This window comes from Streptomyces sp. NBC_00503, from assembly GCF_036346895.1.
Taxonomy (GTDB): domain Bacteria; phylum Actinomycetota; class Actinomycetes; order Streptomycetales; family Streptomycetaceae; genus Streptomyces.
In genome coordinates, this window is sequence record NZ_CP107855.1 from 5456010 (window position 1) to 5483006 (window position 26997).

General features: G+C 70.1%; 27 protein-coding genes. 21 read left to right on the top strand and 6 right to left on the bottom strand.

Annotated elements, in window-relative coordinates; all coding sequences use genetic code 11:
• The first annotated feature begins 94 nt into the window (after window positions 1–94).
• From prfA to OG490_RS25515, 16 genes are all read left to right on the top strand, one after another.
• A complete protein-coding gene (prfA, locus tag OG490_RS25440) occupies window positions 95–1174 on the top strand; it encodes a peptide chain release factor 1 (RefSeq protein ID WP_330298593.1) in 1080 nt (359 codons plus the stop codon).
• 96 nt (window positions 1175–1270) lie between these two features.
• The gene (gene prmC, locus OG490_RS25445; RefSeq protein WP_330298594.1) at window positions 1271–2116 is read left to right on the top strand and encodes a peptide chain release factor N(5)-glutamine methyltransferase; all 846 of its coding nucleotides are present in this window, start codon (window positions 1271–1273) and stop codon (window positions 2114–2116) included.
• Between the two features lie 55 nt (window positions 2117–2171).
• Window positions 2172–2819 (top strand): L-threonylcarbamoyladenylate synthase, encoded by a 648-nt coding sequence (locus OG490_RS25450; protein WP_266881144.1) that lies wholly within the window; start codon window positions 2172–2174, stop codon window positions 2817–2819.
• Window positions 2816–3448 (top strand): arsenate reductase/protein-tyrosine-phosphatase family protein, encoded by a 633-nt coding sequence (locus tag OG490_RS25455; protein WP_330298595.1) that lies wholly within the window; start codon window positions 2816–2818, stop codon window positions 3446–3448. The genes OG490_RS25450 and OG490_RS25455 overlap by 4 nt, the downstream gene beginning before the upstream one ends.
• A 110-nt stretch (window positions 3449–3558) precedes the next feature.
• A complete protein-coding gene (gene glyA / locus OG490_RS25460; protein ID WP_330298596.1) occupies window positions 3559–4791 on the top strand; it encodes a serine hydroxymethyltransferase in 1233 nt (410 codons plus the stop codon).
• 117 nt (window positions 4792–4908) lie between these two features.
• Complete coding sequence (locus tag OG490_RS25465; protein ID WP_330298597.1) at window positions 4909–6231, top strand: MraY family glycosyltransferase; 1323 nt, start codon at window positions 4909–4911, stop codon at window positions 6229–6231.
• Between the two features lie 275 nt (window positions 6232–6506).
• Window positions 6507–6944: a hypothetical protein gene (locus tag OG490_RS25470; RefSeq protein WP_330298598.1), complete on the top strand. Its 438-nt coding sequence runs from the start codon at window positions 6507–6509 to the stop codon at window positions 6942–6944.
• Window positions 6945–7154: 210 nt separating this feature from the next.
• Window positions 7155–7994, top strand: coding sequence for a F0F1 ATP synthase subunit A (gene atpB / locus OG490_RS25475; RefSeq protein WP_330301062.1), 840 nt, complete (start codon window positions 7155–7157; stop codon window positions 7992–7994).
• A gap of 79 nt (window positions 7995–8073) precedes the next feature.
• Complete coding sequence (gene atpE / locus OG490_RS25480) at window positions 8074–8307, top strand: ATP synthase F0 subunit C (protein ID WP_030857147.1); 234 nt, start codon at window positions 8074–8076, stop codon at window positions 8305–8307.
• Between the two features lie 42 nt (window positions 8308–8349).
• Complete coding sequence (locus tag OG490_RS25485) at window positions 8350–8889, top strand: F0F1 ATP synthase subunit B (protein ID WP_330298599.1); 540 nt, start codon at window positions 8350–8352, stop codon at window positions 8887–8889.
• Window positions 8886–9701 (top strand): F0F1 ATP synthase subunit delta, encoded by an 816-nt coding sequence (locus OG490_RS25490; RefSeq protein ID WP_330298600.1) that lies wholly within the window; start codon window positions 8886–8888, stop codon window positions 9699–9701. The genes OG490_RS25485 and OG490_RS25490 overlap by 4 nt, the downstream gene beginning before the upstream one ends.
• Window positions 9702–9831: 130 nt before the next feature.
• The gene (atpA, locus tag OG490_RS25495; RefSeq protein ID WP_330298601.1) at window positions 9832–11427 is read left to right on the top strand and encodes a F0F1 ATP synthase subunit alpha; all 1596 of its coding nucleotides are present in this window, start codon (window positions 9832–9834) and stop codon (window positions 11425–11427) included.
• A 20-nt stretch (window positions 11428–11447) separates the two neighbouring features.
• Window positions 11448–12365, top strand: a complete 918-nt coding sequence (locus OG490_RS25500; protein WP_330298602.1) for a F0F1 ATP synthase subunit gamma — start codon at window positions 11448–11450, stop codon at window positions 12363–12365.
• Window positions 12365–13804: a F0F1 ATP synthase subunit beta gene (atpD, locus tag OG490_RS25505; RefSeq protein ID WP_330298603.1), complete on the top strand. Its 1440-nt coding sequence runs from the start codon at window positions 12365–12367 to the stop codon at window positions 13802–13804. The genes OG490_RS25500 and atpD overlap by 1 nt, the downstream gene beginning before the upstream one ends.
• Window positions 13805–13933: 129 nt before the next feature.
• Window positions 13934–14308 carry a F0F1 ATP synthase subunit epsilon gene (locus OG490_RS25510; protein ID WP_330298604.1) on the top strand — a complete coding sequence of 125 codons (375 nt, stop codon included), beginning with the start codon at window positions 13934–13936 and terminating at the stop codon, window positions 14306–14308.
• A gap of 156 nt (window positions 14309–14464) precedes the next feature.
• Complete coding sequence (locus OG490_RS25515) at window positions 14465–14914, top strand: DUF2550 domain-containing protein (RefSeq protein WP_330298605.1); 450 nt, start codon at window positions 14465–14467, stop codon at window positions 14912–14914.
• Between the two features lie 82 nt (window positions 14915–14996).
• Here OG490_RS25515 and OG490_RS25520 read toward each other — a convergent pair whose 3' ends face one another.
• From OG490_RS25520 to OG490_RS25530, 3 genes are all read right to left on the bottom strand, one after another.
• The gene (locus OG490_RS25520; protein ID WP_443065873.1) at window positions 14997–16862 is read right to left on the bottom strand and encodes a glycosyl hydrolase family 18 protein; all 1866 of its coding nucleotides are present in this window, start codon (window positions 16860–16862) and stop codon (window positions 14997–14999) included.
• Between the two features lie 201 nt (window positions 16863–17063).
• Window positions 17064–17708 (bottom strand): response regulator transcription factor, encoded by a 645-nt coding sequence (locus OG490_RS25525; protein WP_330298606.1) that lies wholly within the window; start codon window positions 17706–17708, stop codon window positions 17064–17066.
• Window positions 17705–18958, bottom strand: coding sequence for a sensor histidine kinase (locus tag OG490_RS25530; RefSeq protein ID WP_330298607.1), 1254 nt, complete (start codon window positions 18956–18958; stop codon window positions 17705–17707). Before OG490_RS25530 ends, OG490_RS25525 begins: the two co-directional genes overlap by 4 nt.
• Window positions 18959–19130: 172 nt before the next feature.
• Here OG490_RS25530 and OG490_RS25535 point away from each other — a divergent pair, with 172 nt between their 5' ends.
• Window positions 19131–19682: a hypothetical protein gene (locus OG490_RS25535; protein WP_330298608.1), complete on the top strand. Its 552-nt coding sequence runs from the start codon at window positions 19131–19133 to the stop codon at window positions 19680–19682.
• A gap of 10 nt (window positions 19683–19692) precedes the next feature.
• Here the strand turns inward: OG490_RS25535 and OG490_RS25540 are convergent, their stop codons facing one another.
• Complete coding sequence (locus tag OG490_RS25540) at window positions 19693–20265, bottom strand: cob(I)yrinic acid a,c-diamide adenosyltransferase (RefSeq protein WP_330298609.1); 573 nt, start codon at window positions 20263–20265, stop codon at window positions 19693–19695.
• 217 nt (window positions 20266–20482) lie between these two features.
• On the opposite strand from OG490_RS25540, the gene OG490_RS25545 reads away from it, so the two are divergent.
• The 3 genes from OG490_RS25545 (at window position 20483) to OG490_RS25555 (ending at window position 24491) form a co-directional block, all read left to right on the top strand.
• Window positions 20483–21331, top strand: coding sequence for a 3-hydroxyacyl-CoA dehydrogenase family protein (locus OG490_RS25545; protein ID WP_330298610.1), 849 nt, complete (start codon window positions 20483–20485; stop codon window positions 21329–21331).
• A 200-nt stretch (window positions 21332–21531) separates the two neighbouring features.
• Window positions 21532–21855: an STAS domain-containing protein gene (locus OG490_RS25550; protein ID WP_031150506.1), complete on the top strand. Its 324-nt coding sequence runs from the start codon at window positions 21532–21534 to the stop codon at window positions 21853–21855.
• Window positions 21856–22043: 188 nt separating this feature from the next.
• The gene (locus OG490_RS25555) at window positions 22044–24491 is read left to right on the top strand and encodes an ATP-binding protein (protein WP_330298611.1); all 2448 of its coding nucleotides are present in this window, start codon (window positions 22044–22046) and stop codon (window positions 24489–24491) included.
• A gap of 63 nt (window positions 24492–24554) precedes the next feature.
• Here the strand turns inward: OG490_RS25555 and nucS are convergent, their stop codons facing one another.
• Window positions 24555–25226: an endonuclease NucS gene (gene nucS, locus OG490_RS25560; RefSeq protein ID WP_330298612.1), complete on the bottom strand. Its 672-nt coding sequence runs from the start codon at window positions 25224–25226 to the stop codon at window positions 24555–24557.
• Window positions 25227–25446: 220 nt separating this feature from the next.
• On the opposite strand from nucS, the gene OG490_RS25565 reads away from it, so the two are divergent.
• The gene (locus tag OG490_RS25565; protein WP_030660337.1) at window positions 25447–25839 is read left to right on the top strand and encodes an SCO5389 family protein; all 393 of its coding nucleotides are present in this window, start codon (window positions 25447–25449) and stop codon (window positions 25837–25839) included.
• Between the two features lie 114 nt (window positions 25840–25953).
• Here OG490_RS25565 and OG490_RS25570 read toward each other — a convergent pair whose 3' ends face one another.
• The gene (locus OG490_RS25570) at window positions 25954–26997 is read right to left on the bottom strand and encodes an LLM class flavin-dependent oxidoreductase (protein ID WP_330298613.1); all 1044 of its coding nucleotides are present in this window, start codon (window positions 26995–26997) and stop codon (window positions 25954–25956) included.

Sequence of the window (26997 nt, forward strand, 5' to 3'; positions counted from 1 at the left end):
TTTCCGGCTGCACCCTGTTGCTACGGGGGCAGCCGGACCGGCGCCTTTCTCGTCCCGCAGCCCTTTTCTTCACTTTCACCATCAGGAGCCCCCGATGTTCGAGGCGGTCGAGGAACTGATCGGCGAGCACGCCGATCTTGAAAAGAAGCTCGCCGACCCTTCGGTCCACTCGGATCAGGCCAACGCGCGCAAGCTCAACAAGCGCTACGCGGAGCTGACCCCGATCGTCGCGACCTTCCGTGCCTGGAAGCAGTCCGCCGAGGACATCGAGACGGCGAAGGAGTTCGCGGCCGACGACCCGGACTTCGCGGCCGAGGTCAAGGTACTGAGCGCACAGCGCGAGGAGCTCACCGAGAAGCTGCGCCTGCTGCTCGTACCGCGCGACCCCAGCGACGACAAGGACGTGCTCCTCGAGGTCAAGGCGGGCGCGGGCGGCGACGAGTCGGCCCTGTTCGCCGGCGACCTGCTGCGCATGTACCTGCGCTACGCCGAGCGCGTGGGCTGGAAGACCGAGATCATCGACGCCACCGAGTCCGAGCTCGGCGGCTACAAGGACGTCCAGGTCTCCGTCCGCACCAAGGGCGGCAACGGTGCCACCGAGCCCGGCCAGGGCGTCTGGGCCCGCCTGAAGTACGAGGGCGGCGTGCACCGCGTCCAGCGCGTTCCGGCCACCGAGTCCCAGGGCCGCATCCACACCTCCGCCGCCGGCGTGCTCGTCACTCCGGAAGCCGAGGAGGTCGAGGTCGAGGTCAACATGAACGACCTCCGCATCGACGTGTACCGCTCCTCGGGCCCCGGCGGCCAGTCCGTCAACACCACCGACTCCGCGGTGCGCATCACGCACCTGCCGACCGGTGTGGTCGCCTCCTGCCAGAACGAGAAGAGCCAGCTCCAGAACAAGGAGCAGGCGATGCGCATCCTGCGCTCGCGCCTGCTGGCCGCCGCCCAGGAAGCCGCCGAGCAGGAGGCCTCCGACGTGCGCCGCAGCCAGGTGCGCTCCGTGGACCGCTCCGAGAAGATCCGTACGTACAACTACCCGGAAAACCGGATCTCGGACCACCGGACGGGCTTCAAGGCGTACAACTTGGACCAGGTGCTCGACGGGGACCTCGACTCGGTCATCCAGGCCTGTGTCGACACGGATTCCGCCGCCAAGCTGGCGTCCGCGCACTGACCCGTGCGTGAGCCGGCCTGACCTGCCCGACCAGCGCAGTACCCCTGCAGGACCCCCCGCACCGAACCCCGTACGACAGCAGCCCGGAGGACCAGCGTGAACTTGCTGCTTGCCGAGGTGGCCCAGGCCACCCAGCGGCTGGCCGCCGCCGGCGTGCCCTCACCGCGCTTCGACGCGGAGGAGCTCGCGGCCTTCGTGCACGGCGTCAAGCGGGGGGAACTGCACCACGTCAAGGACGCGGACTTCGACGCCCGCTACTGGGAGGCCGTCGCCCGCCGCGAGGCGCGCGAGCCGCTCCAGCACATCACCGGCCGCGCCTTCTTCCGGTACCTGGAGCTCCAGGTCGGGCCCGGGGTGTTCGTGCCCCGGCCCGAGACCGAGTCGGTCGTGGACTGGGCCATACAGGCCGTCCGGGCCATGGACGTCGTCGAACCGCTGATCGTGGACCTGTGCACCGGATCGGGCGCCATCGCGCTCGCCATGGCGCAGGAGGTGCCGCGCTCGCGCGTGCACGCCGTGGAGCTGTCCGAGGACGCCCTGCAGTGGACCCGCAAGAACGCCGAGGGCTCCCGGGTCGAGGTCCACCAGGGCAACGCGCTCAGCGCGCTGCCCGAGCTCGACGGACAGGTCGACCTGGTCATCTCCAACCCGCCGTACATCCCGCTCACCGAGTGGGAGTACGTGGCCCCCGAGGCCCGGGACCACGACCCCGAGATGGCGCTCTTCTCCGGCGAGGACGGCCTCGACACCATCCGCGGCATCGAGCGCACCGCCCACCGCCTGCTGCGGCCCGGCGGCATCGTGGTCATCGAGCACGCCGACACCCAGGGCGGCCAGGTCCCGTGGATCTTCGCCGAGGAGCGGGGCTGGGCCGACGCCGCCGACCACCCCGACCTCAACAACCGGCCGCGCTTCGCGACCGCTCGCAAGGCCATGCCGTGACCGGCACGGCCGCGAGGACGCCCGAGACCACCCTGCTGCACGAGGAGGCCCGCTGATGGCCCGGCGATACGACTGCAACGACGCGACGGACCGCAAGACGGGTCTGCGCGAAGCCGCATCCGCAGTGCGCCGCGGCGAGCTCGTCGTGCTGCCCACCGACACCCTGTACGGGATCGGTGCGGACGCCTTCAGCGCCGAGGCCGTCGGTGACCTGCTCGCCGCCAAGGGGCGCGGCCGCAACATGCCCACCCCTGTGCTCATCGGCTCCCCGAACACCCTCCACGGGCTGGTCACGGACTTCTCCGAGCAGGCGTGGGAGCTCGTCGACGCCTTCTGGCCGGGCGCGCTGACCCTCGTCGCCAAGCACCAGCCCTCGCTGGCCTGGGACCTGGGGGAGACCGGCGGGACCGTGGCCGTACGCATGCCCCTGCACCCCGTCGCGATCGAGCTGCTGACCGAGGTCGGCCCGATGGCGGTGTCCTCGGCGAACCTGACCGGGCACCCGGCGCCCGAGGACTGCGACGCGGCGCGCGAGATGCTCGGTGACTCCGTGTCCGTGTACCTGGACGGCGGACCGACTCCGGGCATGCAGCCTTCGTCGATCGTCGATGTCACCGGGAAGGTTCCCGTCCTGCTGCGCGAGGGGGCGCTGACCGCCGAGCAGCTGCGGGAGGTCGTACCCGACCTAGAGGTGGCCCCGTGAGCCCTGAGGGGCGTGGCATAGCGAGCAGCAGCACCTTCCGCATACTCCACGTCAGCACCGGCAATGTGTGCCGCTCGCCCATCACCGAGCGGCTGACGCGGCATGCGCTGTCGCACCGGCTGGGCGGCCTCGTCACCGGGGACCTCATCGTCGAGAGCGCCGGCACGTGGGGGCACGAGGGTGCGCCGATGGAGGCCAACGCCGCCGCGGTGCTGGCGGACTTCGGAGCGGACGCGTCCGGTTTCACCGGGCGGGAGCTGCTGGACGAGCACGTCATACGGGCGGACCTGGTGCTGACCGCCACCCGGGACCACCGGGCGCAGGTCATCTCCATGGGCCACTCGGCGGGGCTGCGGACCTTCACGCTGAAGGAGTTCACCCGGCTGGTCCGGGCGATAGACCCGGCGACGCTGCCGCCGCTGGAAGACGGAATGGTGGAGCGGGCACGGGCGCTGGTCCGGGCCGCCGCCGCGCTGCGCGGCTGGCTCCTGGCGCCGTCCCCGGACGCGGACGAGGTGTACGACCCGTACGGGGCGCCGATCACCTTCTTCCGGTCGATCGGCGACGAGATCAACCAGGCGCTGGACCCCGTGGTCACGGCCCTGACGGGCGTCACCGCTTCGCGCTGACCCCGGTCGGCGGGGTGGGACCGGCGAGGCCGGACCGTCGCGAGGCGCGATCCGCGGCTGCGGCCTACAGTGGCTGGTACCCGGTACGCGGTACCCCCTGGAGTCGCGCCATGAGCGTCATCACCGAGCCGTTGGACCTGCTGCGCCAGCAGGATCCCCAGTTGGCCGACGTGCTCGCCGGCGAGGCGCAGCGGCAGGCGGGCTCCCTGCAGCTGATCGCCGCCGAGAACTTCACCTCTCCCGCCGTGCTCACCGCGCTCGGGTCGGTGCTCGCCAACAAGTACGCCGAGGGCTACCCCGGCGCCCGCCACCACGGCGGCTGCGAGTACGCCGACCTCGCCGAGCGGATCGCCGTGGAACGGGCCTGCGCCCTCTTCGGCGCAGAGCACGCCAATGTGCAGCCGCACTCCGGCTCCGCTGCGATGCTGGCCGCGTACGCGGCGCTGCTGCGGCCCGGGGACACCGTGCTGGCCATGGGGCTGCCCTCCGGGGGACACCTCACGCACGGGTCGCCCGCCAACTTCTCCGGACGCTGGTTCGACTTCGTCGCCTACGGGGTGGACTCCGAGACCGGGCTCATCGACTACGGGCAGCTGCAGGAGCTCGCGCACACCCACCGGCCCAAGGCCATCGTGTGCGGGTCCATCTCCTACCCCCGCCACCCGGAGTACTCCGTCTTCCGGCAGATCGCCGACGAGGTGGGGGCCTACTTCATCGCGGACGCCGCCCACCCCATCGGGCTGGTCGCCGGCGGGGCCGCGCCCAGTCCCGTGCCCTACGCGGACATCGTGTGCGCCACCACCCACAAGGTGCTCCGGGGCCCCCGCGGCGGGATGATCCTGTGCGGCCAGGAGTTCGCCGAGCGGATCGACCGGGCGGTGTTCCCCTTCACCCAGGGCGGCGCCCAGATGCACACCATCGCCGCCAAGGCGGTGGCCTTCGGCGAGGCCGCCGGGCCCGCGTTCACCTCGTACGCCCACCGGGTGGTCGCCAACGCGCGAACCCTGGCCGACGCGCTCGCCGCCCGCGGGTTCGAGATCACCACCGGCGGCACCGACACCCACCTGATCACGGCCGACCCCGCGCCGCTGGGCATCGACGGTCCGACGGCCCGGGGCAGGCTCGCCGCCGCCGGGATCGTGCTGGACACCTGCGCCCTGCCCTACGGGGACCGGCGCGGGATCCGCCTCGGAACCGCGGCGGTGACCACGCAGGGGATGGGGGAGCGGGAGATGGGCGCGATCGCCGCGCTGTTCACGGCCGCGCTGGCGGGCGGGGAGCCCGCGAAGATCCGTAGGGACGTCAACGAAATGGTGGCCGTTTTTCCACCGTATGGGGTTTAAGTAGGGACAAAGGGGAGGGACCGCAACCGGGATACCGCCCCCGCGCGTCCCCGACAGCGAGTACATCGCAGCTAGTGTGTGGGGCTGAGATGGCCGGCGATACATCTGGGGCAGCCCGTGCGTGAATATCTGCTGACGCTTTGCGTCACGGTCGCGGTGACTTATCTACTCACCGGGCCCGTGCGGAAGTTCGCGATCGCGGTCGGCGCGATGCCGGAGATCCGCGCCCGCGACGTGCACCGGGAGCCCACACCGCGGCTCGGCGGCATCGCGATGTTCGGCGGACTGTGCGCCGGCCTGCTGGTCGCCGACCACCTGCAGAACCTCAACGGGGTCTTCGAGCTGTCGAACGAGCCGCGGGCCCTGCTCTCCGGTGCGGCCCTGATCTGGCTGGTCGGCGTGCTCGACGACAAGTTCGAGCTCGACGCCCTGATCAAGCTCGGCGCGCAGATGATCTCCGCCGGCGTGATGTGCATGCAGGGCCTGACCATCCTGTGGATCCCGGTGCCGTACATCGGCACGGTCGCCCTCACCCCGTGGCAGGGCAACCTGCTCACCGTGGCCCTCGTGGTGATCACCATCAACGCGGTGAACTTCGTGGACGGCCTGGACGGCCTCGCCGCCGGCATGGTCTGCATCGCGGCCTGCGCCTTCTTCCTCTACGCCTACCGGATCTGGTTCGGCTACGGGATCGAGGCGGCGGCGCCCGCGACGCTCTTCGCGGCGATCCTGATGGGCATGTGCCTGGGCTTCCTGCCGCACAACATGCACCCGGCCCGGATCTTCATGGGCGACTCCGGCTCGATGCTCATCGGCCTGGTGCTGGCCGCCGCCGCCATCTCCATCAGCGGACAGGTGGACCCGGACGCGATGGCGCTCTTCGCGGGCGGCGAGCGCAACGCGACCAAGGCGATGCTGCCGGTCTTCATCCCGCTGATCCTGCCCCTGACGATCATCGCGATCCCGATGGCGGACCTGGTCCTGGCCATCGTGCGGCGCACCTGGAAGGGGCAGTCCCCGTTCGCGGCGGACCGCGGACACCTCCACCACCGGCTCCTGGAGCTCGGGCATTCGCACAGTCGCGCGGTGCTCATCATGTACTTCTGGTCAGGGTTGATCGCCTTCGGCGTGGTGGCGTATTCGGTGCATTCGACCTCTATGTGGATCGTGCTGGCGATCGCCGCCCTGAGCGCCGTGGGCCTGCTCCTGCTCCTGCTGCCGCGCTTCACCCCGAGGGCCCCCCAGTGGGCCGAGCGACTGGTCCCGCCGCGCTACCGGCACGCGGAACGCGCTGCCGAGGCAGCCCTCCAGGACGCCTCCGCCGTGGAGCCGGAGCCGGTGCGGCCGATCGCGGCGGGTGTGTCAGGCGTCAACGGGGCGACCGCGGTAGGCCCCCGTTCGCGCTTCCCCGACCGGCGTAAGGCGGAGTCCTCGCGCTGACGCGGTGAGCGCATGTCGGACATGAACGCCCTTTACCAGACAACCCACTTGGCTGTCGCGCACACACGCGCAGGGTCACTCTCATGTGTGACAGTCGGCACACTCCACGGGTAAAGCTCTCATCAAATACTTTGTGATACCGTTCACTAAACCCGGCGACAGAGCCGAAGGACCGTAGTGCGACGGTCCATTGGCCCGAGGTTCCCTCTCGGACCGGGCTTACGCTCGTCCTGTACGAGTCCCTGTGCCCCCACCACCACGCGGAGCAAACCGCCATGCGGTCAGATGACGTCCGATCCCTCCTGCAATCCGCCGTACCCACCGCTGCCGCCGGCGCTCTCGCCGCCGTCATCAGTGGGATCGTCGTCGGTGGCAAGGGGGCCGTGGGCGCCGTCGTAGCGACGGTGTTGGTGATGCTGTTCATGGGCATCGGGTTCCTCGTACTGCAGCGCACGGCGAAATCACTGCCGCACTTGTTCCAGGCCATGGGGCTCATGCTCTACACGGCCCAGATCCTGCTGCTCTTCGTCTTCCTCGCCGTGTTCAAGAACACGACGCTTTTCAACCCCCGGGCCTTCGCGATCACGCTCGTCGCCACCACCCTCGTGTGGATCGCCGCGCAGGCGCGTGCTCATATGAAGGCCAAGATCCTCTACGTCGAACCTGACTCGATGAAGGGCGACAAGCCCGGAAATTCGGGCCAGAAGTCGTGAGGGGTAGGGGCGGAATAAATGCGCGTTCGGGATGCTGCTATCGTCCGGTTTCAACTGTGGCAATGCGGGCGCGGGCATCTGAGCTGACGCCTGATCCATCGCGAGGCTCGATACCCGACCGCCGCCCCCACATCCGTTACACCAGTCCAGTGCCGAACAGCGGCTGTCCGCCGCGCCGACACAACGAGGTTGCCGTACCTATGCGCCACGCTGAAGGAGCCCGCGGTGAGTGCTGACCCGACGCAGGTGCTCGCTTTCGAGACCGACTGTCACATCTTCGACGGATGTGGCTTCCCCGGCCCGGGCCTGCACTCGTTCCTCTTCGAGCCGATGTGGGGCACGGCCGGCCAGACCAGCGCGTACTTCAACAAGCCGATGCTGCTGGCGCTCCTGGGCACCGTCGTCATCGTCGCTTTCTTCTGGGCCGCCTTCCGCAAGCCGAAGGTCGTCCCGGGCAAGCTCCAGATGGTCGCCGAGGCCGGCTACGACTTCGTGCGCCGCGGCATCGTCTACGAGACGCTCGGTAAGAAGGAGGGCGAGAAGTACGTCCCCTTCATGGTCTCGCTGTTCTTCTTCGTCTGGATCCTGAACCTCTGGTCGATCATCCCGGTGGCTCAGTTCCCCGCGACGGCGATCATCGCGTACCCCGCGATCCTCGCGGCCCTGGTGTACTTCACCTGGATGTCGGTGACCTTCAAGCGTCACGGCTTCGTCGGCGGCTTCAAGAACCTGACCGGCTACGACAAGTCGCTCGGCCCGGTTCTCCCGCTCGTCATGGTCATCGAGTTCTTCTCGAACGTCCTGGTGCGCCCGTTCACCCACGCGGTCCGACTCTTCGCGAACATGTTCGCGGGTCACACCCTGCTGCTGCTCTTCACGATCGCCAGCTGGTACCTGCTGAACGGCATCGGCATCGCTTACGCGGGTGTCTCGTTCGTGATGGTCATCGTGATGACCGCCTTCGAGCTCTTCATCCAGGCCGTCCAGGCGTACGTCTTCGTCCTCCTGGCCTGCAGCTTCATCCAGGGCGCGCTCGCCGAGCACCACTGAGTCCGGCCCGCCCCCCACATACCCCTTGTCGTCCGGTGGCCAACCCCCACCGGTCCGTGAAAGAGAAGGAAGAACTGGCATGTCCCAGATCCTCGCTGCCGCCGAAGGCGTCACCGGTTCCCTCAGCTCCGTTGGTTACGGTCTCGCGGCCATCGGCCCCGGCGTCGGCGTCGGCATCATCTTCGGTAACGGCACGCAGGCTCTCGCCCGTCAGCCCGAGGCTGCCGGTCTGATCCGCGCCAACCAGATCCTCGGCTTCGCCTTCTGTGAGGCGCTCGCCCTCATCGGTCTGGTCATGCCGTTCGTCTACTAAGACGAACTCAACGACTAGTCCGATTCGACGAAAGGCACTGATGTGAACCTCCTGGTTCTCGCGGCTGAGACGGAAAACCCGCTCATTCCGCCGATCCCCGAGCTCGTCATCGGTCTGATCGCCTTCGTCATCGTCTTCGGTTTCCTCGCGAAGAAGCTCCTCCCGAACATCAACAAGGTTCTGGACGAGCGCCGCGAGGCCATCGAAGGCGGTATCGAAAAGGCTGAGGCCGCTCAGACCGAGGCTCAGAGCGTGCTGGAGCAGTACAAGGCCCAGCTCGCCGAAGCCCGGCACGAGGCCGCGCGCCTGCGCCAGGACGCGCTGGAGCAGGGCACTGCGCTCAAGGAAGAACTGCGCGCAGAGGGCCAGCGGCAGCGTGAGGAGATCATCGCTGCCGGTCACGCCCAGATCGAGGCCGACCGCAAGGCCGCTTCTCAGGCGCTGCGTCAGGACGTTGGCAAGCTCGCCACCGACCTGGCCGGAAAGCTCGTCGGCGAGTCCCTCGAGGACCACGCCCGGCAGAGCCGCACGATCGACCGCTTCCTCAGCGAGCTTGAGGAGAAGGCCGAGGCGGCCCGATGAACGGAGCGAGCCGCGACGCGCTGGCCACCGCCCGCGAGCGTCTCGACGCGCTGACGGACAACACGTCCGTCGACGCGGCGAAGCTCGCCGGCGAGCTGGCGTCCGTCACCGCGCTGCTCGACCGTGAGGTCTCGCTGCGTCGGGTCATCACGGACCCGGCGCAGTCCGGCGAGGCCAAGGCCGAGCTGGTAAACCGCCTGCTGGGCGGCCAGGTCGGCGGGGAAACCCTCGACCTGGTGTCCGGAATGGTCCGGTCCCGCTGGTCGCGCTCGCGTGACCTGGTGGATGCGCTGGAGGAGCTGGCGGACACCGCCGACTTCACCGCGGCCCAGACCTCGGGCGCGCTCGACAACGTCGAGGACGAGCTGTTCCGGTTCGGCCGGATCGTCTCCTCGAGCACCGAGCTGCGCTCGGCGCTGACCGACCGTGCCGCGACCGTCGCCGCCAAGAGCAAGCTGCTCCACAGCCTGCTCGGAGGCAAGGCGGACGCCGTCACCGAGCGTCTCGTCACGCGTCTCGTCACGCACCCGCGTGGACGTAGCCTGGAAGCGGGCCTCGAGTCCCTTTCCACGCTCGCCGCCAAGCGCCGCAACCGCATGGTCGCCACGGTGACCACCGCGGTTCCGCTCAGCGACGTGCAGAAGCAGCGTCTCGGCGCGGTGCTGGCCAAGCTGTACGGCCGCCAGATGCACCTGAACCTCGACGTGGACCCCACGGTCCTCGGTGGGATCCAGGTGCGGGTCGGCGACGAGGTCATCGACGGCACCATCGCGGACCGCATCGCCGAGGCGTCGCGCCGCATGGCCGGCTGACCAGCCACAACGTAGAACAAAGCATTCCTAGCGGCCCGGTTGGGCCGTGCAGAACTTGCAGAAGATTCCTGGGGGTCGCCCCCAGACCCCTAAGAAGCTTCAGGCCCAACAAGGAGAGCAGGGAACCCAGATGGCGGAGCTCACGATCCGGCCGGAGGAGATCCGGGACGCACTGGAGAACTTTGTCCAGTCGTACCAGCCGGACGCGGCCTCGCGCGAGGAGGTCGGTACGGTCAGCGTTGCCGGCGACGGCATCGCGAAGGTGGAGGGCCTGCCCTCCGCCATGGCGAACGAGCTGCTGAAGTTCGAGGACGGGACCCTCGGTCTCGCCCTGAACCTCGACGAGCGCGAGATCGGCGCCGTCGTCCTCGGCGAGTTCAGCGGTATCGAGGAGGGCCAGCCGGTGCAGCGCACCGGTGAGGTGCTCTCCGTCGGCGTCGGCGAGGGCTACCTCGGCCGCGTCGTCGACCCGCTCGGCAACCCGATCGACGGCCTCGGCGAGATTGCGACCGAGGGCCGCCGCGCCCTCGAGCTGCAGGCCCCCGGCGTCATGGTCCGCAAGTCGGTCCACGAGCCGATGCAGACCGGCTACAAGGCCATCGACGCGATGGTGCCGATCGGCCGTGGCCAGCGTCAGCTGATCATCGGCGACCGTCAGACCGGCAAGACCGCTCTGGCCGTCGACACGATCATCAACCAGCGCGACAACTGGCGCTCCGGCGACGTGAACAAGCAGGTTCGCTGCATCTACGTCGCCATCGGCCAGAAGGGCTCGACCATCGCGTCCGTTCGCGGCGCCCTGGAAGACGCCGGCGCGCTCGAGTACACGACGATCGTCGCCGCCCCGGCGTCCGACCCGGCCGGCTTCAAGTACCTGGCGCCCTACACCGGTTCGGCCATCGGCCAGCACTGGATGTACGCCGGCAAGCACGTCCTGATCATCTTCGACGACCTGTCGAAGCAGGCCGACGCCTACCGCGCCGTGTCGCTGCTGCTGCGCCGTCCGCCGGGCCGCGAGGCCTACCCGGGCGACGTCTTCTACTTGCACTCCCGTCTGCTGGAGCGCTGCGCCAAGCTCTCCGACGACATGGGTGCCGGTTCGATGACCGGTCTGCCGATCGTCGAGACCAAGGCGAACGACGTGTCGGCGTTCATCCCGACCAACGTCATCTCCATCACCGACGGCCAGTGCTTCCTGGAGTCCGACCTGTTCAACGCGGGCCAGCGCCCGGCGCTGAACGTCGGTATCTCGGTCTCCCGCGTCGGTGGCTCGGCCCAGCACAAGGCCATGAAGCAGGTTTCCGGCCGTCTGCGCCTGGACCTCGCCCAGTACCGTGAGCTGGAGGCGTTCGCCGCCTTCGGTTCCGACCTGGACGCCGCTTCGAAGAACTCGCTGGAGCGCGGCAAGCGCCTGGTCGAGCTCCTCAAGCAGGGCCAGTACCAGCCGATGCCGGTCGAGGAGCAGGTCATCTCCGTCTGGGCCGGTACCACCGGCAAGATGGACGAGGTCCCGGTCAACGACATCCGTCGCTTCGAGTCGGAGCTGCTGGAGCACCTGCGCGTCTCGCGCAAGGACCTCCTCACCTCCATCTCCGACGGCGGCAAGATGTCGGACGACACCCTCACTGCCATTGCCGACGCCATCGCTGACTTCAAGCGCGGGTTCGAGACCTCGGACGGCAAGCTCCTCGGCGAGGACGCGCCGGCCGTCAACGTCTCCAAGTGACGACGGAAGGAAGCTGACTCATGGGAGCGCAGCTCCGGGTCTACAAGCGTCGCATCCGTGCCGTCACGGCGACCAAGAAGATCACCAAGGCGATGGAAATGATCGCCGCCTCGCGCATCGTCAAGGCGCAGCGCAAGGTGGCGGCATCGATGCCGTACGCGACCGAGCTCACCCGTGCGGTGACCGCGGTGGCGACCGGTTCGAACACCAAGCACGCCCTGACCACCGAGGTCGAGGCGCCGACCCGTGCCGCGGTCGTGCTCATCACGAGCGACCGCGGTCTGGCCGGCGGCTACTCCTCGAACGCCATCAAGCAGGCGGAGCGGCTCGCAGAGCGGCTGCGCGGCGAGGGCAAGGAGGTCGACACGTACATCGTCGGCCGTAAGGGTGTCGCCTACTACGCCTTCCGCGAGCGCAAGGTCGCGGAGTCGTGGACCGGCTTCACCGACAGCCCGGCCTACGCCGATGCCAAGCGCATCGCGGCGCCGCTGATCGAGGCCATCCAGACGGAGACGGCCGAGGGTGGCGTCGACGAGCTGCACATCGTCTACACGGAATTCGTGTCGATGATGACGCAGAACGCGGTGGACGGCCGGATGCTGCCGCTCAGCCTCGACCAGGCCGCGGACGAGACCGGTGGTAAGGGCGAGATCCTTCCGCTGTTCGACTTCGAGCCGTCGGCGGAGGACGTCCTCGACGCCCTTCTGCCGCGCTACGTCGAGAGCCGCATCTACAACGCACTGCTGCAGTCGGCCGCTTCCGAGCACGCCGCCCGCCGCCGCGCGATGAAGTCGGCCACCGACAACGCCGGGGATCTCATCAAGAGCCTCTCCCGGCTTGCCAACGCGGCCCGCCAGGCCGAAATCACCCAGGAAATCAGCGAGATCGTCGGTGGCGCCAGCGCCATGGCAGACGCGACCGCGGGGAGTGACAAGTAATGACGACCATTGAGACGGCCGCCGCCACGGGCCGCGTCGCCCGGGTCATCGGCCCGGTCGTCGACGTGGAGTTCCCCGTCGACGCCATGCCCGAGATCTACAACGCCCTCAAGGTCCAGGTCGCTGACCCGGCCGAGGACGGCAAGCTGAAGACGCTGACCCTGGAAGTCGCCCAGCACCTGGGTGACGGCCTGGTCCGCACGATCTCCATGCAGCCCACCGACGGTCTGGTCCGCCAGGCCGCGGTGACCGACACGGGCGAGGGCATCACCGTCCCCGTCGGTGACTTCACCAAGGGCAAGGTGTTCAACACCCTCGGTGAGGTGCTGAACTACCCGGAGGAGAACGCCAACGTCACCGAGCGCTGGCCCATCCACCGCAAGGCGCCCCGCTTCGACGAGCTCGAGTCGAAGACCGAGATGTTCGAGACCGGCGTCAAGGTCATCGACCTTCTCACCCCGTACGTCAAGGGTGGAAAGATCGGTCTGTTCGGTGGTGCCGGTGTCGGCAAGACCGTTCTGATCCAGGAAATGATCTACCGCGTGGCCAACAACCACGACGGTGTGTCGGTCTTCGCGGGTGTCGGTGAGCGTACCCGTGAGGGCAACGACCTCATCGAGGAAATGGCCGAGTCCGGCGTCATCGACAAGACGGCGCTTGTCTTCGGTCAGATGGACGAGCCCCCGGGCACCCGTCTGCGCGTCGCCCTTGCCGGTCTGACCATGGCGGAGTACTTCCGCGATGTGCAGAAGCAGGACGTGCTCTTCTTCATCGACAACATCTTCCGTTACACCCAGGCCGGTTCGGAGGTGTCGACCCTTCTGGGCCGCATGCCGTCCGCCGTGGGTTACCAGCCGAACCTGGCTGACGAGATGGGTCTGCTGCAGGAGCGCATCACGTCGACCCGCGGTCACTCGATCACCTCGATGCAGGCGATCTACGTCCCCGCGGACGACCTGACCGACCCGGCGCCGGCCACCACCTTCGCCCACCTCGACGCGACGACGGTTCTTTCCCGTCCGATCTCCGAGAAGGGCATCTACCCGGCCGTGGACCCGCTGGACTCGACGTCCCGCATCCTCGACCCGCGGTACATCGCGGCGGACCACTACGCCACGGCGATGCGCGTCAAGGGGATCCTGCAGAAGTACAAGGACCTCCAGGACATCATCGCGATCCTCGGTATCGACGAGCTGGGCGAGGAGGACAAGCTCGTTGTCCACCGTGCCCGTCGTGTCGAGCGCTTCCTGTCGCAGAACACCCACGTCGCCAAGCAGTTCACCGGCGTGGACGGTTCGGACGTTCCGCTCGACGAGTCGATCGTCGCCTTCAACGCGATCTGCGACGGCGACTACGACCACTTCCCCGAGCAGGCGTTCTTCCTGTGCGGTGGCATCGAGGACCTGAAGGCCAACGCCAAGGAGCTGGGCGTCTCCTGAAGCCGGGCTCGATCCTGAGCACAGCTGATTGACGGAGAGGGGCGGGTATGCCCCGCCTCTCTCCCCACGCCCATTAGAATTTGACCCAACACCCGGCTTTCCCGCCGGGTGGTGACCCGAGGAGCCACCTTGGCTGCTGAGCTGCACGTCGAGCTGGTCGCGGCGGACCGGAGTGTCTGGTCCGGCGAGGCCACCCTGGTTGTCGCCCGCACCACGTCCGGCGACATCGGCGTCATGCCCGGTCACCAGCCGCTTCTCGGTGTGCTGGAATCGGGCCCGGTGACCATCCGCACCACGGACGGCAACACTGTTGTCGCCGCGGTGCACGGCGGATTCATCTCGTTCGCGGACAACAAGTTGTCCCTGCTGGCCGAGATCGCCGAGCTTGCCGACGAGATCGACGTCGAGCGGGCGGAGCGGGCACTGGAGCGCGCGAAGGCGGAGACCGATTCGGTCTCCGAACGACGCGCCGATGTCCGGCTGCGCGCGGTTTCGGGACGCTGAGTCCCGGTACCGGTAAGAGTTTGAAACCTCAGCCGCGGTCCGTTCCGGAATTTTCCGGAGCGGGTCGCGGCTGAGGCGATGCAGGTCCGGCCCAGACTCTGTCTGGCAGGCACTCTGTCGGTTGCGGTATTCGATGAGCGAGGAGGTCGGTGAAAGATGCTCCTCGCTCTGCTTGTGAGCGCTCTGGTCGTAGTAGCCCTGTTGGCGATCGGACTGTTCGTCTTCGGACTGCGCCGCAGACTGATCCAGCGGTCCGGCGGCACCTTCGACTGCAGCATGCGCTGGGACGTGTCCGAGGAACCCGACACCTCCGGCAAGGGCTGGGTGTACGGGGTCGCGCGCTACAGCGGTGACCGCATCGACTGGTTCCGCGTCTTCAGTTACTCCCCCCGGCCGCGCCGGCTGCTGGAGCGCGCCTCCATCGAGGTCATCGCCCGCCGCGCCCCCGAGGGCGAGGAAGAGCTGGCCCTGCTGTCCGACGCGGTCGTACTCGGCTGCGTGCACCGGGGAACCCGTCTGGAGCTGGCAATGAGCGATGACGCGCTCACCGGGTTCCTGGCCTGGCTGGAGGCGGCGCCTCCCGGGCAAAGGGTGAATGTGGCCTGAGTGCAGGACCTGAAGAAGCCGGGGAGACGGGGGCGGACCCGTCTCCCCGGCTTCGGTCTTTCACCGGGCCGGTGCGTGGGGGTTAGGACAGGCCGGTGGAGATGGCGCTCGCGAGCTCGCCGTTCGTGGTGTCACCGCTGAACTCCCAGGAGAAGGCTCCCCGCAGGCCCTGCTGCTTCACCCAGGTCATCTTTCCGGCGATGGTGGCGGGGGTGTCGTAGCTCCACCAGTTGCTGCCGCACTTGGCGTACGCGGTGCCGGCGATGGTGCCGGTCGACGGGCAGCTGCTCTTGAGGACCTTGTAGTCCTCGATGCCCTGCTCGTAGGTGCCCGGGGCCGGTCCGGTGGCGGTGCCGCCGGGGGTGGCCTGGGTGACGCCGGTCCAGCCGCGGCCGTAGAAGCCGATGCCTAGGTTGAGCTTGGATCCGGCGATGCCCTTGCCCTTGAGCTTGGTGATCGCGGCCTCGGAGTTGAAGCCGGCGATCGGGATGCCGGTGTATGAGGTGAGCGGGGAGTGCGGGGCCGTCGGGCCCTTGGCGTCCCACGCGCCGAAGAAGTCGTAGGTCATGACGTTGTAGAAGTCGACGTACTGGGCTGCGCCCGCGTAGTCGGCCAGGTCGAGCTTGCCACCGTTGGAGCCGTCCGCCGAGATGGCGGCGGTGACCAGGTTGCTGCTGCCGAACTTGGCGCGCAGGGCGGAGAGCACGTTCTTCAGGGAGGCGGCCCCGCTGGTGTCGCAGGACAGGCCGCAGGCGTTGGGGTACTCCCAGTCGATGTCGATGCCGTCGAAGACGTCGGCCCAGCGCGGGTCCTCGACCAGGTCGTAGCAGGACTGGGCGAAGGCCGCAGGGTTCGCGGCCGCCTGCCCGAAGCCGCCGGACCAGGTCCAGCCGCCGAAGGAGTACAGGACCTTGATGTTCGGGTACTTCTTCTTCAGCTCGCGCAGCTGGTTGAAGTTGCCCGCGACGGGCTGGTCCCAGGTGTCGGCGACGCCGGAGACGCTGGAGGAGGCGTCGTAGGTCTTCTGGTAGTCGGCGTAGGCGTCACCGATGGTGCACTTGCCGCCCTGGACGTTGCCGAAGGCGTAGTTGATGTGCGTGATCTTCGAGGCGGTGCCCGAGGTGACCAGGTTCTTCACGTGGTAGTTGCGCTGGTAGACGCCCCAGTCGGTGAAGTAGCCGAGCTTGACCGTGGAGCCCGGGGTGCCGGGGTCGCCGGGGTCGGGGGGAGTGGTGCCGCCGGTGGTGGTCACCGACAGGGCGCCCGAGGAGGGGCCGGTCTGGTCGATCGTGTCGCGGGCGGTGACGGTGTAGCTGTACGTCGTGCCCTTGGTCAGACCGGAGTCGGTGTACGAGGGGGTCGTGACGGTGGCGATCTTGGCGCCGCCGCGGTAGACGTCGTAGTTCTTGACGCCCTTGTCGTCGGTGGCCGCCGACCAGCCCAGCGTCAGCCCGGTGTCCGTGACGCCGCTGGCCGTGGGGGTGCCGGGGGCGGTGGGCGGGGAGTCGGCGGGCGGGGTGGTGCCGCCGTCGCAGGTGCCTCCGTTGACCTTGCAGCCGCTGGGGGCGCCGGGGCCCGCTCCGTTGAAGCCGAAGCTGATGGTGGCGCCGGGGGCGAGGCTGCCGTTGTAGCTCTTGTTCTTACCGGTCCAGTGGTTTCCGGAGCTGGTGACGTCGGCGTCCCAGGCGGAGGTGACGGAGGTGCCCGCGGGGTAGTCCCACTCCACGGTCCAACTGCTGAGGGTGGTCGTGCCGGTGTTCTTCACCGTCCACTTGCCCTCGAAGCCGGAGCCCCAGTCGGAGACCTTGGTGTACGTCGCGGTCGCCGAGGCGGCGGCCTCGGCCGGGCCCGCGAGGGCCACCAGCCCGGCGACGGGCAGGGTGAGGACGGCCAGGGCGGCCGCCACTCTTCGGAAAAACGGTGCGCGTCGTGGGGGTGCTGTGCTCAAGGGTGCTCCTCCGAGGTCCGTCGCGGCCGTGGGGCCGGCCGCGGCATGGGGTGGGACCTGCGCCGCCCGTGAGCGCGCCCGACACGGTTCTTGTCATGGCACGCTCACCACAGTTGCCTCGGAGATTAGAAAGGTCTGGACCAAGCGTCAAGAGGTCCAGACCTCCTTGTGACGTCACCCCAGCGGCACCCGAGCCGACGCCTAGTGGAGCCCCAACTCCTGAGCCAGCACCGCTGCTTGGAGCCGACTGCGCAGCCCCAGCTTCCCCAGCAACCTGCTGACGTGCGATTTCACCGTGGCCTCCGCCATCTCCAGACGCGCCGCGATCTCCGCGTTCGACAGGCCCTCACCCAGCGCGCCCAGCACCTCCCGCTCCCGCGGGGTCAGCGAATCCACCTCCGCCGGCACGCAGGCCCGTACGGGCTTGGGAGCCGCGAACTCCGCGATCAGCCGCCGGGTCACCGCCGGGGCGATCAGGCCCTCCCCGCGCGCGACGGTCCGTACCGCCCCGATCAGCTCCGCCGCCTCCGCGTTCTTCAGCAGGAAGCCCGAAGCCCCCGCGCGCAGGGCCCCGAAGACGTACTCGTCCAGGTCGAAGGTGGTCAGCACCAGCACGTCCGCCAGCCCCTCCTCGACCACCTGCCGGGTCGCCGAGACCCCGTCCAGGCGCGGCATCTGCACGTCCATCAGCACCAGGTCCGGCCGCAGTTCCCGGGCCAGGCGCACCGCCTCCTCCCCGTCCGCCGCCTCGCCCGCCACCTCGATGTCGCCCGCGCTGCGCAGGATCAGCACCAGCCCGGCCCGTACCGCGCTCTGGTCCTCCGCCACCACGACCCTGATCGTCATGCCCGTACCGCCTTCTCCTCCGCGGGCAGCTGAGCCCACACCCGCCACACCGTTCCCTCGCGCCCCGCCCCGAACCGGCCGCCGAGCAGTTCCGCCCGCTCCCGCATGCCGATCAGCCCGGCCCCGGAGCCGGGGGCGCGCGGGCCGGGCCGGTCCCCGTAGGGCGAATCGACCGCGACGCTCAGCAGCCCGTCGGTGAGGGCGAGTCGGACGGTGACCGTGCCGGGGGCGGCGTGCTTGAGGGCATTGGTCAGCGACTCCTGGACGATCCGGTACGCCGCCAGCTCCACGGGGGCCGGCAGCGGCTCCCGGCCTTCGCGGCCCTCCCGGCCCGACCGGCCCTCCCGGCCCGACCGGCCCTCCCGGCGGTCGAGGTCGTCGAGGCCGTCGAGGAGTACGAAGCCCAGCCCGCTCGCGGCCCCGTTCGTCCGGGCCTGTTCCAGCAGGGCGTCCAGGGCGTCGAGCGAGGGCATGGCGACCGCCTCCTCCCCGGCGCCCGCGCCCGAGTCCCGCAGCAGCCCGATCAGTCGGCGCATTTCGGCCAGTCCCTGCACGCTGTTCTCCCGGATCACCCCGAGCGCCTCGCGGCTGGTGGCGGGGGAGTCGATGGAGAGCGCGGCGGTGGAGTGGATGGCGATCGCGGAGAGGTGGTTGGCCACCATGTCGTGGAGCTCGCGGGCCATCCGGGCCCGCTCGGCGACCACCGCCTGCGTCCGGTCCATCTCGGCCAGCAGGGTGGTCTGCTCGGCGCGCAGCCGGGCGGCCACCGCGGCCTCGCGGTGGTTGCGCAGGGTGGCGCCGGTCAGGGCCGGGCCGAAGCTCACGATGCCGGTGATCACACCGATCATCAGGGCCTGCGGGGTGCGCAGCCAGGCCACGGCCGCGATGCTGACGGCCACGGTGATCAGGCCGGTGGTGACCGGGAGCCGACGGGCCATGGCGGGTTTGCCGTAGACGACGGCCGCGTACATCAGGTCCGTGAAGATCAGCACGGTGCCCAGGTTCCCCACCGTGAACTGGTCGGCGATCACCCCGGCGGTGCCGACGGCCAGGGTCAGGTTCGGGGCGCTGCGCCGCAGCGGCTCCATCGCGCCGAGGGCCACGAGGGGGACCAGCGCCGCCCAGTCGGGGAGCAGGTTCCGCGAGGGGGAGCTGTAGACCCCGAGCGCCCACAGGAGCAGGCCGGCGGCCACGCTGATCACGGCGAGGAGGATGTCGTCGCGGTGCGGGGGAGCGATCTTCCGGGGCATGGGTCCCATCCAACAGGGTGCGGCGGGCAGCGGGCGTCGCCACCTCGGCCGAGCGGCACTCCATCGAAGGATGCAGTGCGCCCCTCCCCGCTTCGTCATCGGGGACGAGGAAACGGGGCCGGGCGGGCGGGAGGCTGGAGAGGTCCCCCACCCCGCCGGAACGGAGAGTCCCGTGCTCGTCACCCTGATCATCGTCTGCGAAGTCGGCTTCTGGGTGCTGCTGACCGGCGGCCTGGCCCTGCGCTACCTGGCGAAGAAGCCGCGGCTCGGCGCGGCCGTCCTGCTGTGCGAGCCGCTGCTGGAGCTGGTCCTGTTCGTGGCCACGGCCCTGGACCTGCGCGCGGGCGCCGAGCCGGACTGGAAGCACGGGCTGGCCGCGCTGTACCTCGGCTACACCGCCGCCTACGGGCACTGGACGGTGAAGTGGCTCGACGGCCACGCGGCGTACCGCCTGGGCGATGGGTCGAAGCCGGCCGGTGCCGGATACGGGAAGGCGCGGGCCGTGCACGAGTGGAAGCTGGTCGCCCGGAGCGTCCTCGCGGCGGCCGTCGCCATCGCGCTGCTCCAGGCCGCGATCTGGTACGTCGGCGGTTCGGGCGACACCGCCCCGCTGCGCGCGTGGCAGTTCACGGCGCTGCGGGTGACCGGCATCCACGCCCTGATCGCGGCCACGTACACGGTGTGGCCGAAGCGCGCTCCCGCGAAGGCGGGGATCCAGGGCTGAAGAACAGCTCCTAGCGGTCGCCGCCCGGGACCCAGAGGACGTCGCCGACCTCCTTGTTGGCCGTGCGGGCCAGGATGAAGAGGAGGTCGGAGAGGCGGTTGAGATAGGTGGCCGTCAGCGGGTTCATCGCCTCGCCGTGCACCTCCAGCGCCGCCCACGTGGAGCGTTCGGCGCGGCGGACCACCGTGCAGGCCTGGTGCAGGAGGGCCGCGCCGGGGGCGCCGCCGGGGAGGATGAAGCTGCGGAGCTTCTCCAGCTGCTCGTTGAAGAGGTCGCAGTCCGCCTCCAGCTTGTCGATGTAGAACTGCTCGACGCGCAGCGGAGGATATTCGGGCTTCTCGACCACCGGGGTGCAAAGGTCCGCGCCCACGTCGAACAGGTCGTTCTGCACCCGGACCAGGACCTTCGCGACATCGGCCGGCAGCGAGCCGAGCGCGATCGCCGTCCCGATGGCCGCGTTGGCCTCGTTGGCGTCGGCGTACGCGGAGATCCGCAGATCGGTCTTGGCGGTACGGCTCATGTCGCCGAGGGCGGTCGTGCCCTTGTCGCCGGTACGGGTGTAGATACGCGTGAGGTTCACCATGTCCTCAGCGTAGTGCGGGCCAACTGGGGCCCCCTGCGGGACTGCTGGGCCGTCCCGGTGTGATGTCCGTCATCTGAGACGTGACGCGTGTTACTTCGCGGTCACACGACCCCTCACGGACGCTAGTCTCCGCCGGAGAAGGTACGAGTCCGTGCCGATTTCCGAGGCTGCGCCGTGTCGAAGGCGCCGTGCCGTTTCCAAGAGCGTGGGGTGTGCAGTGGCTGGGAAGCTCGCCGTCATCGGTGCCGGACTGATGGGTTCCGGAATCGCGCAGGTCTCCGCCCAAGCGGGTTGGGACGTCGTGCTGCGCGATGTCACCGACGCCGCGCTGACCCGTGGGACGGACGGGATCAAGGCCTCGTACGACCGGTTCGTCGCCAAGGGCAAGCTGACCGCCGAGGACGCGGAGGCCGCGCTCGCCCGCATCACCACGAGCACCGACCTCGACGCGGTCGCCGACGCCGACATCGTCGTCGAGGCCGTCTTCGAGAAGCTCGAGGTCAAGCACGAGATCTTCCGTGCGCTCGACAAGCTCGTGCGCGAGGACGCGATCCTCGCCTCCAACACCTCCGCCATCCCGATCACCAAGATCGCCGCCGTGACGGAGCGTCCGGAGCGGGTCGTCGGCGCGCACTTCTTCTCGCCCGTCCCGATGATGCAGCTCTGCGAGCTCGTACGCGGCTACAAGACGAGCGACGAAACCCTCGCCACCACTCGGGCGTTCGCCGAGTCCGTCGGCAAGACCTGCATCGTCGTCAACCGCGACGTCGCCGGTTTCGTGACGACCCGCCTGATTTCCGCGCTCGTCGTCGAAGCCGCGAAGCTGTACGAATCGGGCGTAGCCTCCGCCGAGGACATCGACATCGCCTGCAAGCTCGGCTTCGGCCACGCGATGGGCCCGCTGGCCACCGCCGACCTCACCGGCGTGGACATCCTGCTGCACGCCACCAGCAACATCTACACCGAGTCGCAGGACGAGAAGTTCGCGCCGCCGGAGCTGATGCGCCGCATGGTGGACGCGGGCGACATCGGCCGCAAGAGCGGCCAGGGCTTCTACAAGCACTGAGACGGTCCGGCCCAAACCCCGGGCCGGGACGACTCGTTCGAACACCGTCCTTCACCCCTCGGAGTGAATTAGGTATCGGTTCGCTCACGGTCGGCAACTTCCCCGCCCCCGAGGCAGTCAGTTGCAGTGAGAGTTGCCGACCACAGGCCAGTCGATCAGTCGGATCACACGTACGCAGTAGCGCACTGCCGGGAGCACACATGCACATCAGGGGCGACCACGCCGAACTCGCTGTCGGGGGTCGCCTCGACGTGCGCAGCGCGGCGGACGCCCGTACGGTCCTGCACACCGCGCTGGACGACGGTCACGGCGACCTCGTGCTGGACCTCACCGGGCTCGACTCCTGGGACGCCACCGGCCTCGGCGTCATCATGGGCGCCCACCGGCGGGCCGGCCGCAGCGGCCGGCGGCTCGTCCTGCGCGGGGTGCCCCCGCAGATGCAGCGGCTGCTCGTCGCCACCCGGCTCCACCGGATCCTCGCGATCGAGGGCGGCCTGGAAGCGGAATCCCTGCCGCGGGTCTGATGCGGACGTGAGGTGTACACCGACTGCAAAAACGTAACGGTCCGGTGGTGAAGGCACCCCTGCGGTTCCGGCGCGGCCGGGCACGGTCTAGGGTTCGGGCGAAACCGGACCAGTAGCGACAGCGGCGTGTGCGAAGGCCGGGCGGTAGACGGCGACAACGGCGCACGGCGCGATCGGGGGACTTGGTCATGGACCGCAGCAGTACGCAGGGGCAGACCGATCCGGCGGAACGACCCGCACGGGTGGTGACGCTCACCGCCGGGGACTTCACCCTCACGGTGAACCCCGTGGACGGCAGCGAGATCGAACCCACGCACCGCCCCGGCGGCGAACCCGCCCGCATACCGACCAAGCGCGCCCCCGCCGCCCGCGCCTCCAGGGCGGCCGCCGCACGGCCCCCCGTACCGCCGGGCGCCCCGGCCGGCCCCCGACCGCTGTTCGGCCGCGAGGAGGAGCGCGAACGCCTCGTACGCCTCCTCGGGCGCGGCCGCTCCGTACGACTGACCGGGCCCTGCGGATCCGGGCGCACGGCGCTGCTCGACGCCGTCGCCGACGCCTGCGCGGACCTCGCCCCCGACGGGGTCGTACGGCTCAGCGCACACGGGCACCAACAGCCCGGCGAACTCCTCCACGCCTTGTACGACACCGTCTACGAAGCTTCGGCCGACCGACCGGAACGGGCCGAACTCCTCGCCCGCGTCCGCGGGATCGGCGCCGTCGTCCTCCTCGACGACCTCGACATGGGCGGCCCCGCCCTCGACGAACTGCTCCGGGCCACCCCGGAGTGCGCCTACCTCCTCGCCGCCACCCCCGACACCCGCGCCCCCTCCGAGGACTCGCACCTCGAAGAGGTCTTCCTCGGCGGGCTCTCCCACGCCGACTGCCTGGCCCTGCTCGAAGCGGGCATCGGACGGACCCTGATCGAAGCGGAGACGGCCTGGGCGGCCGACCTGCGCTTCGCCTCCGAGGGACTGCCGCTGCGCTTCGTCCAGGCCGCCGCACTGCTGCGCCGGCGCGACGAGCTGAACCGGTCCGACTCCGAGGACGAGCACGAGGAGCCCGGAGTCTTCGACGAACGGCCGCGCGAAGCCGCCTTCGTCCCCCTGCCCACGCTCGCCGAGGGCGCCGCCCCGGCCGAACTCCTGGCCTCGCGGGTCAGCGAATCGGCGCGGGCCGCCCTGCGGATCGCCTGCGCGCTCGGCGGGGAACTGCCGCACCACGCGCACCTGCCCGCGCTCGTCGGGGACACCCACGCCGACACGGCGGTGGGCGAACTGCTCGCCTGCGGGCTCCTCAGCCCGGTCGGCACGCGCTACCGGCTCGCCGCCGGGGTCGCGCGCCAGCTCGAGGAGGCCGGGTACGGGGACACCGCGGCCGAGGAGGCCCGTACGGCCGCCCGGCACTACGCCTGGTGGACCGGGCACACCTCCGTGACCCCGGAGCGGGTCGCGGCGGAGGCCGACGCGGTGCTCGCGGCGCTGGCCGGAGCCGATGTGGTGGCCGCGGTGCTGCTGGCACGCACGGCGGCCCCGGCGTTCGCCGCCTCGCTGCACTGGGAGGCCTGGGAGCGGGTGCTGCGCTCGGGCGCGGAGGCCGCGCGCAAGGCGGGAGAGGTCGCCGAACAGGCGTACTTCCACCACGAGCTCGGGGTACTGGCCCTGTGCGAGGGCCGGCTCGACCGGGCGCGCGCGGAACTGGAGACCTCGATCGGGCTGCGCGGGGCCCTCGCCGACAAGCGGGGCACCGTGGCCGGGCGGCGGGCGCTGGCGCTGGTCACCGACCGGGAGACGGCGGGGGTGGAGGTGTCACCGCCGCTGCGGTTGGCTCCGCCGGTGGCCGGGGCGGCCGGGGCTGCGGGGTCGGCTTTTGGTGGTCCGTCGGGGCCGGGGGCTGTCGGGGCTGTTGGGTCTGCCGGGCCTGTTGGGGCGGCCGGGGTGGTTCGGGCGTCCGGGTCGTCCCGGTCCTCGGGGGCCCAGGGGGCACCTGTTTCCGCCGTTTCCGGAGTGACTCCGCTGAGCACCGTCGTGCTGCCGGTCGCGGCGGATCCCGCGGCCGCGGAGGCGGTGACCACGGTCGTACCGGCGCTCGCTCCGGCGGGTTCGGTCTCGGCCTCGACGCTGGCGGAGGTGTTCGAGGACGCGTTCCCGATCGCCCCCGAGCCGGAACCGGTGCTTCCCGCGTCCGGTCCGAAGCATGAATCCAGCCGTAAGAAGGTCCTGCTGGCCGTGGCCGGCGCACTGACGGTGGTGGCGCTCGGCACGGTGGTCGCGCTGGCGATGTCCGCGAGCGACGAAGCCGCGCCGCCGGCTCAGGGTCCGGGCTTCTCCACCGCTCCGACGACGGGGCCGGCGCAGAGTTCGCCGAGCGATCCGGGGACGAGCGGGAACGATCCTTCGCCGGATCCGGGGGCCTCCTCCTCCGCGCCCGCCGCTGCCGTCTCGGAGGAACCCGGGGCGACGCCGTCCGCGCGGAAGTCGCCTTCGCGGAAGCCTTCGGCTACGCCGCGGTCTTCGGCGCCGGTGGATCCGCCGGTGACTCCGTCGGCGAGCCAGTCGTCGGGGTCGCCGAGCCCGTCGTCGTCCGAGAGCCCGTCCGGGTCGCCGACGACCAGTCCTCCGGCTTCGGTGACCCCCTAGGACCGCGCCCGCCCCCTTGGGGGTGGGCCCTGCGGGGCTGGGAGAGCCAGCCCCGCGGCCAGGTCAGAACAGGCGGAGCTTGTCGTCCTCGATGCCGCGCATGGCGTTGTAGTCCAGGACCACGCAGTCCATGCCGCGGTCGTTCGCCAGGACACGGGCCTGGGGCTTGATCTCCTGGGCGGCGAAGATGCCCTTCACGGGGGCCAGGTGCGGGTCGCGGTTGAGGAGTTCCAGGTAGCGCGTGAGCTGCTCGACTCCGTCGATCTCGCCGCGCCGCTTGATCTCCACCGCCACCGTCCCGCCGGAGGCGTCCCGGCACAGGATGTCCACGGGGCCGATCGCCGTCATGTACTCGCGGCGGATCAGGGTGTAGCCCTCGCCGAGGGTTTCGATCCGGTCGGCCAGGAGCTCCTGCAGGTGGGCCTCGACGCCGTCCTTGATCAGGCCCGGGTCGGTGCCCAGTTCGTGGGAGGAGTCGTGGAGGACTTCCTCCATGGTGATGATGAGCTTCTCGCCAGCCTTGTTGACGACCGTCCAGACGCCGGCGTCGTCACCGCTCCCCTCCTTGAGGGTGCAGGGCGGCGACATCCAGTTGAGCGGTTTGTACGCCCGGTCGTCCGCATGGATCGAGACACTGCCGTCGGCCTTCACGAGGATCAGACGGGGTGCCGAGGGCAGATGGGCGGTGAGCCGGCCCGCGTAGTCGACGGAGCAGCGGGCAATGACGAGACGCATGGTCGGCAACGCTACTCGACGACGAGCCCTGCACGCGATTCGCCCCCGAAAGCCCCGTTCGCGGATGGCGCGTTGTATGCGCATTCTCCTGGTGCGGTCCCCACCGGGCGCCTACCGTGGTGAGCGGGAGGTTGCGACGCGTGCACGCTGCGTCGCGATCTCCCTCCCTGCCCGTAAGACTCCGGCAACCCAATCGGCCGGAGTCGCGAGAGGAGAACCCATGTCGCTCGACGTCTCACCGGCCCTACTCGAACAGGCCGAGCGAGGCGAGGTCGACGAAGCCGCTTTCGTCGACTGCGTCCGGACCTCCCTGCCCTACGCATGGGAGATGATCAGCTCGTTGGTGGCCCAGCTCAAGGTGGACGGCGGACAGTTCGCCGACAACCAGACGCCGCCGCCCGACGAGCAGGCGCGCGGTCAGCTGCTGCGCGCTCTCGCGAGTGACGCGATACGAGGTGCGCTGCAGCGCCACTTCGGAGTGCGCCTGGCATTCCAGAACTGCCACCGGGTAGCGGTGTTCCCGCTGGACCCCTCGGTGGACGACCGGCTGGCCAAGTTCACTTCGATCCGTGGTCAGCTGCTCAACCAGTCGCCGGAGCTGCGCGACTGTTAGCAGGACCGCACCGCCGTGTGACCGGTATCCTGCTGCCGCTCCGGTGCCAACGGAGCGGCAGCCCTGGTCCCCGGTTCCGCCAGGCTCCCCGGCTTCCCGGCCCCGCCGGTCGTCTCAGCCGAGCCTGGGCACGACCTCGGCGCCGATCCGGCGGATGTTCTCCTCGGTCGCGGCGAGGTCCCCCGACCCTTCCGTCAGCAGGGCGAACCGCGTGATGCCCGTACGCTCCGACGTGGCCGCCAGCCGGTCCGCCGCCAGCTCCGGGGTGCCCACGGGGTGCAGGTCGCACAGGAGCTCCGTGTACGCCACCGGGTCCCGCATCGCGCGCCTCCGCCCGTCCACGGTCACATGGGCGTCCAGACCCTGCTTGAACCAGCCCGGCATCGCCTTCAGCAGCGTCTCCCGGGCGTCCGCCGTCCGGTCCGCCAGCTGGCACACCCCGGCCGATACGTGGCCCGCCTCCGGCGAGTGGCCCGCGGCCCGCGCCGTACGCCGCCACAGCGCGACCATCTCCGCCTTGTCCTCGTCACCGCAGTGCATGCCGAGCAGCATCGGCAGCCCGCGCTCGGCGGCGAGGCGGACCGACGCGGGGGAGGTGCAGGCGACGATCACTTCAGGCCCCGTCCCGTCCCCGTCCAGCGCCTCCGAGGGACGCGGTACGACGGCCACCTCGCGGAAGCCGTACCGCTCGCCGACCGCTCCCGGTCCGGCCGGTCCGGCCGTGCCCACGCGCGGTTCCGTCAGCCAGCGGCGCAGCAGGTCCAGGTCCTGCGGGAAGCGGTTCTCGTACGCGTCGAGCCCGCCGCCGAACACTTCCAGGTCCACCCAGGGACCGCCGCGGCCCACCCCCAAGGTGAACCGCCCGTCCGAGGTCAGGTGCAGCAGGGCCGCCTGTTCGCCCAGGGCCACGGGGTGCGTGCTCGGCAGCACGCTCACCGCGGTGCCCACCCGCAGCCGCCGGGTGCGGCCCAGCATCAGGGCCGCGAGGGTCACGGCCGACGGGCAGACCCCGTACGGCACGAAGTGGTGCTCGGCGACCCAGACCGAGTCGAGCCCGGCCTCCTCGGCCACCTCCGCGGTCCGCACCGACCGGTGCAGAACCTCTCCCTGTCCCTGGCCCGGGAACTGGGCTGCCAGTACAAACGCTCCTACGCGCAT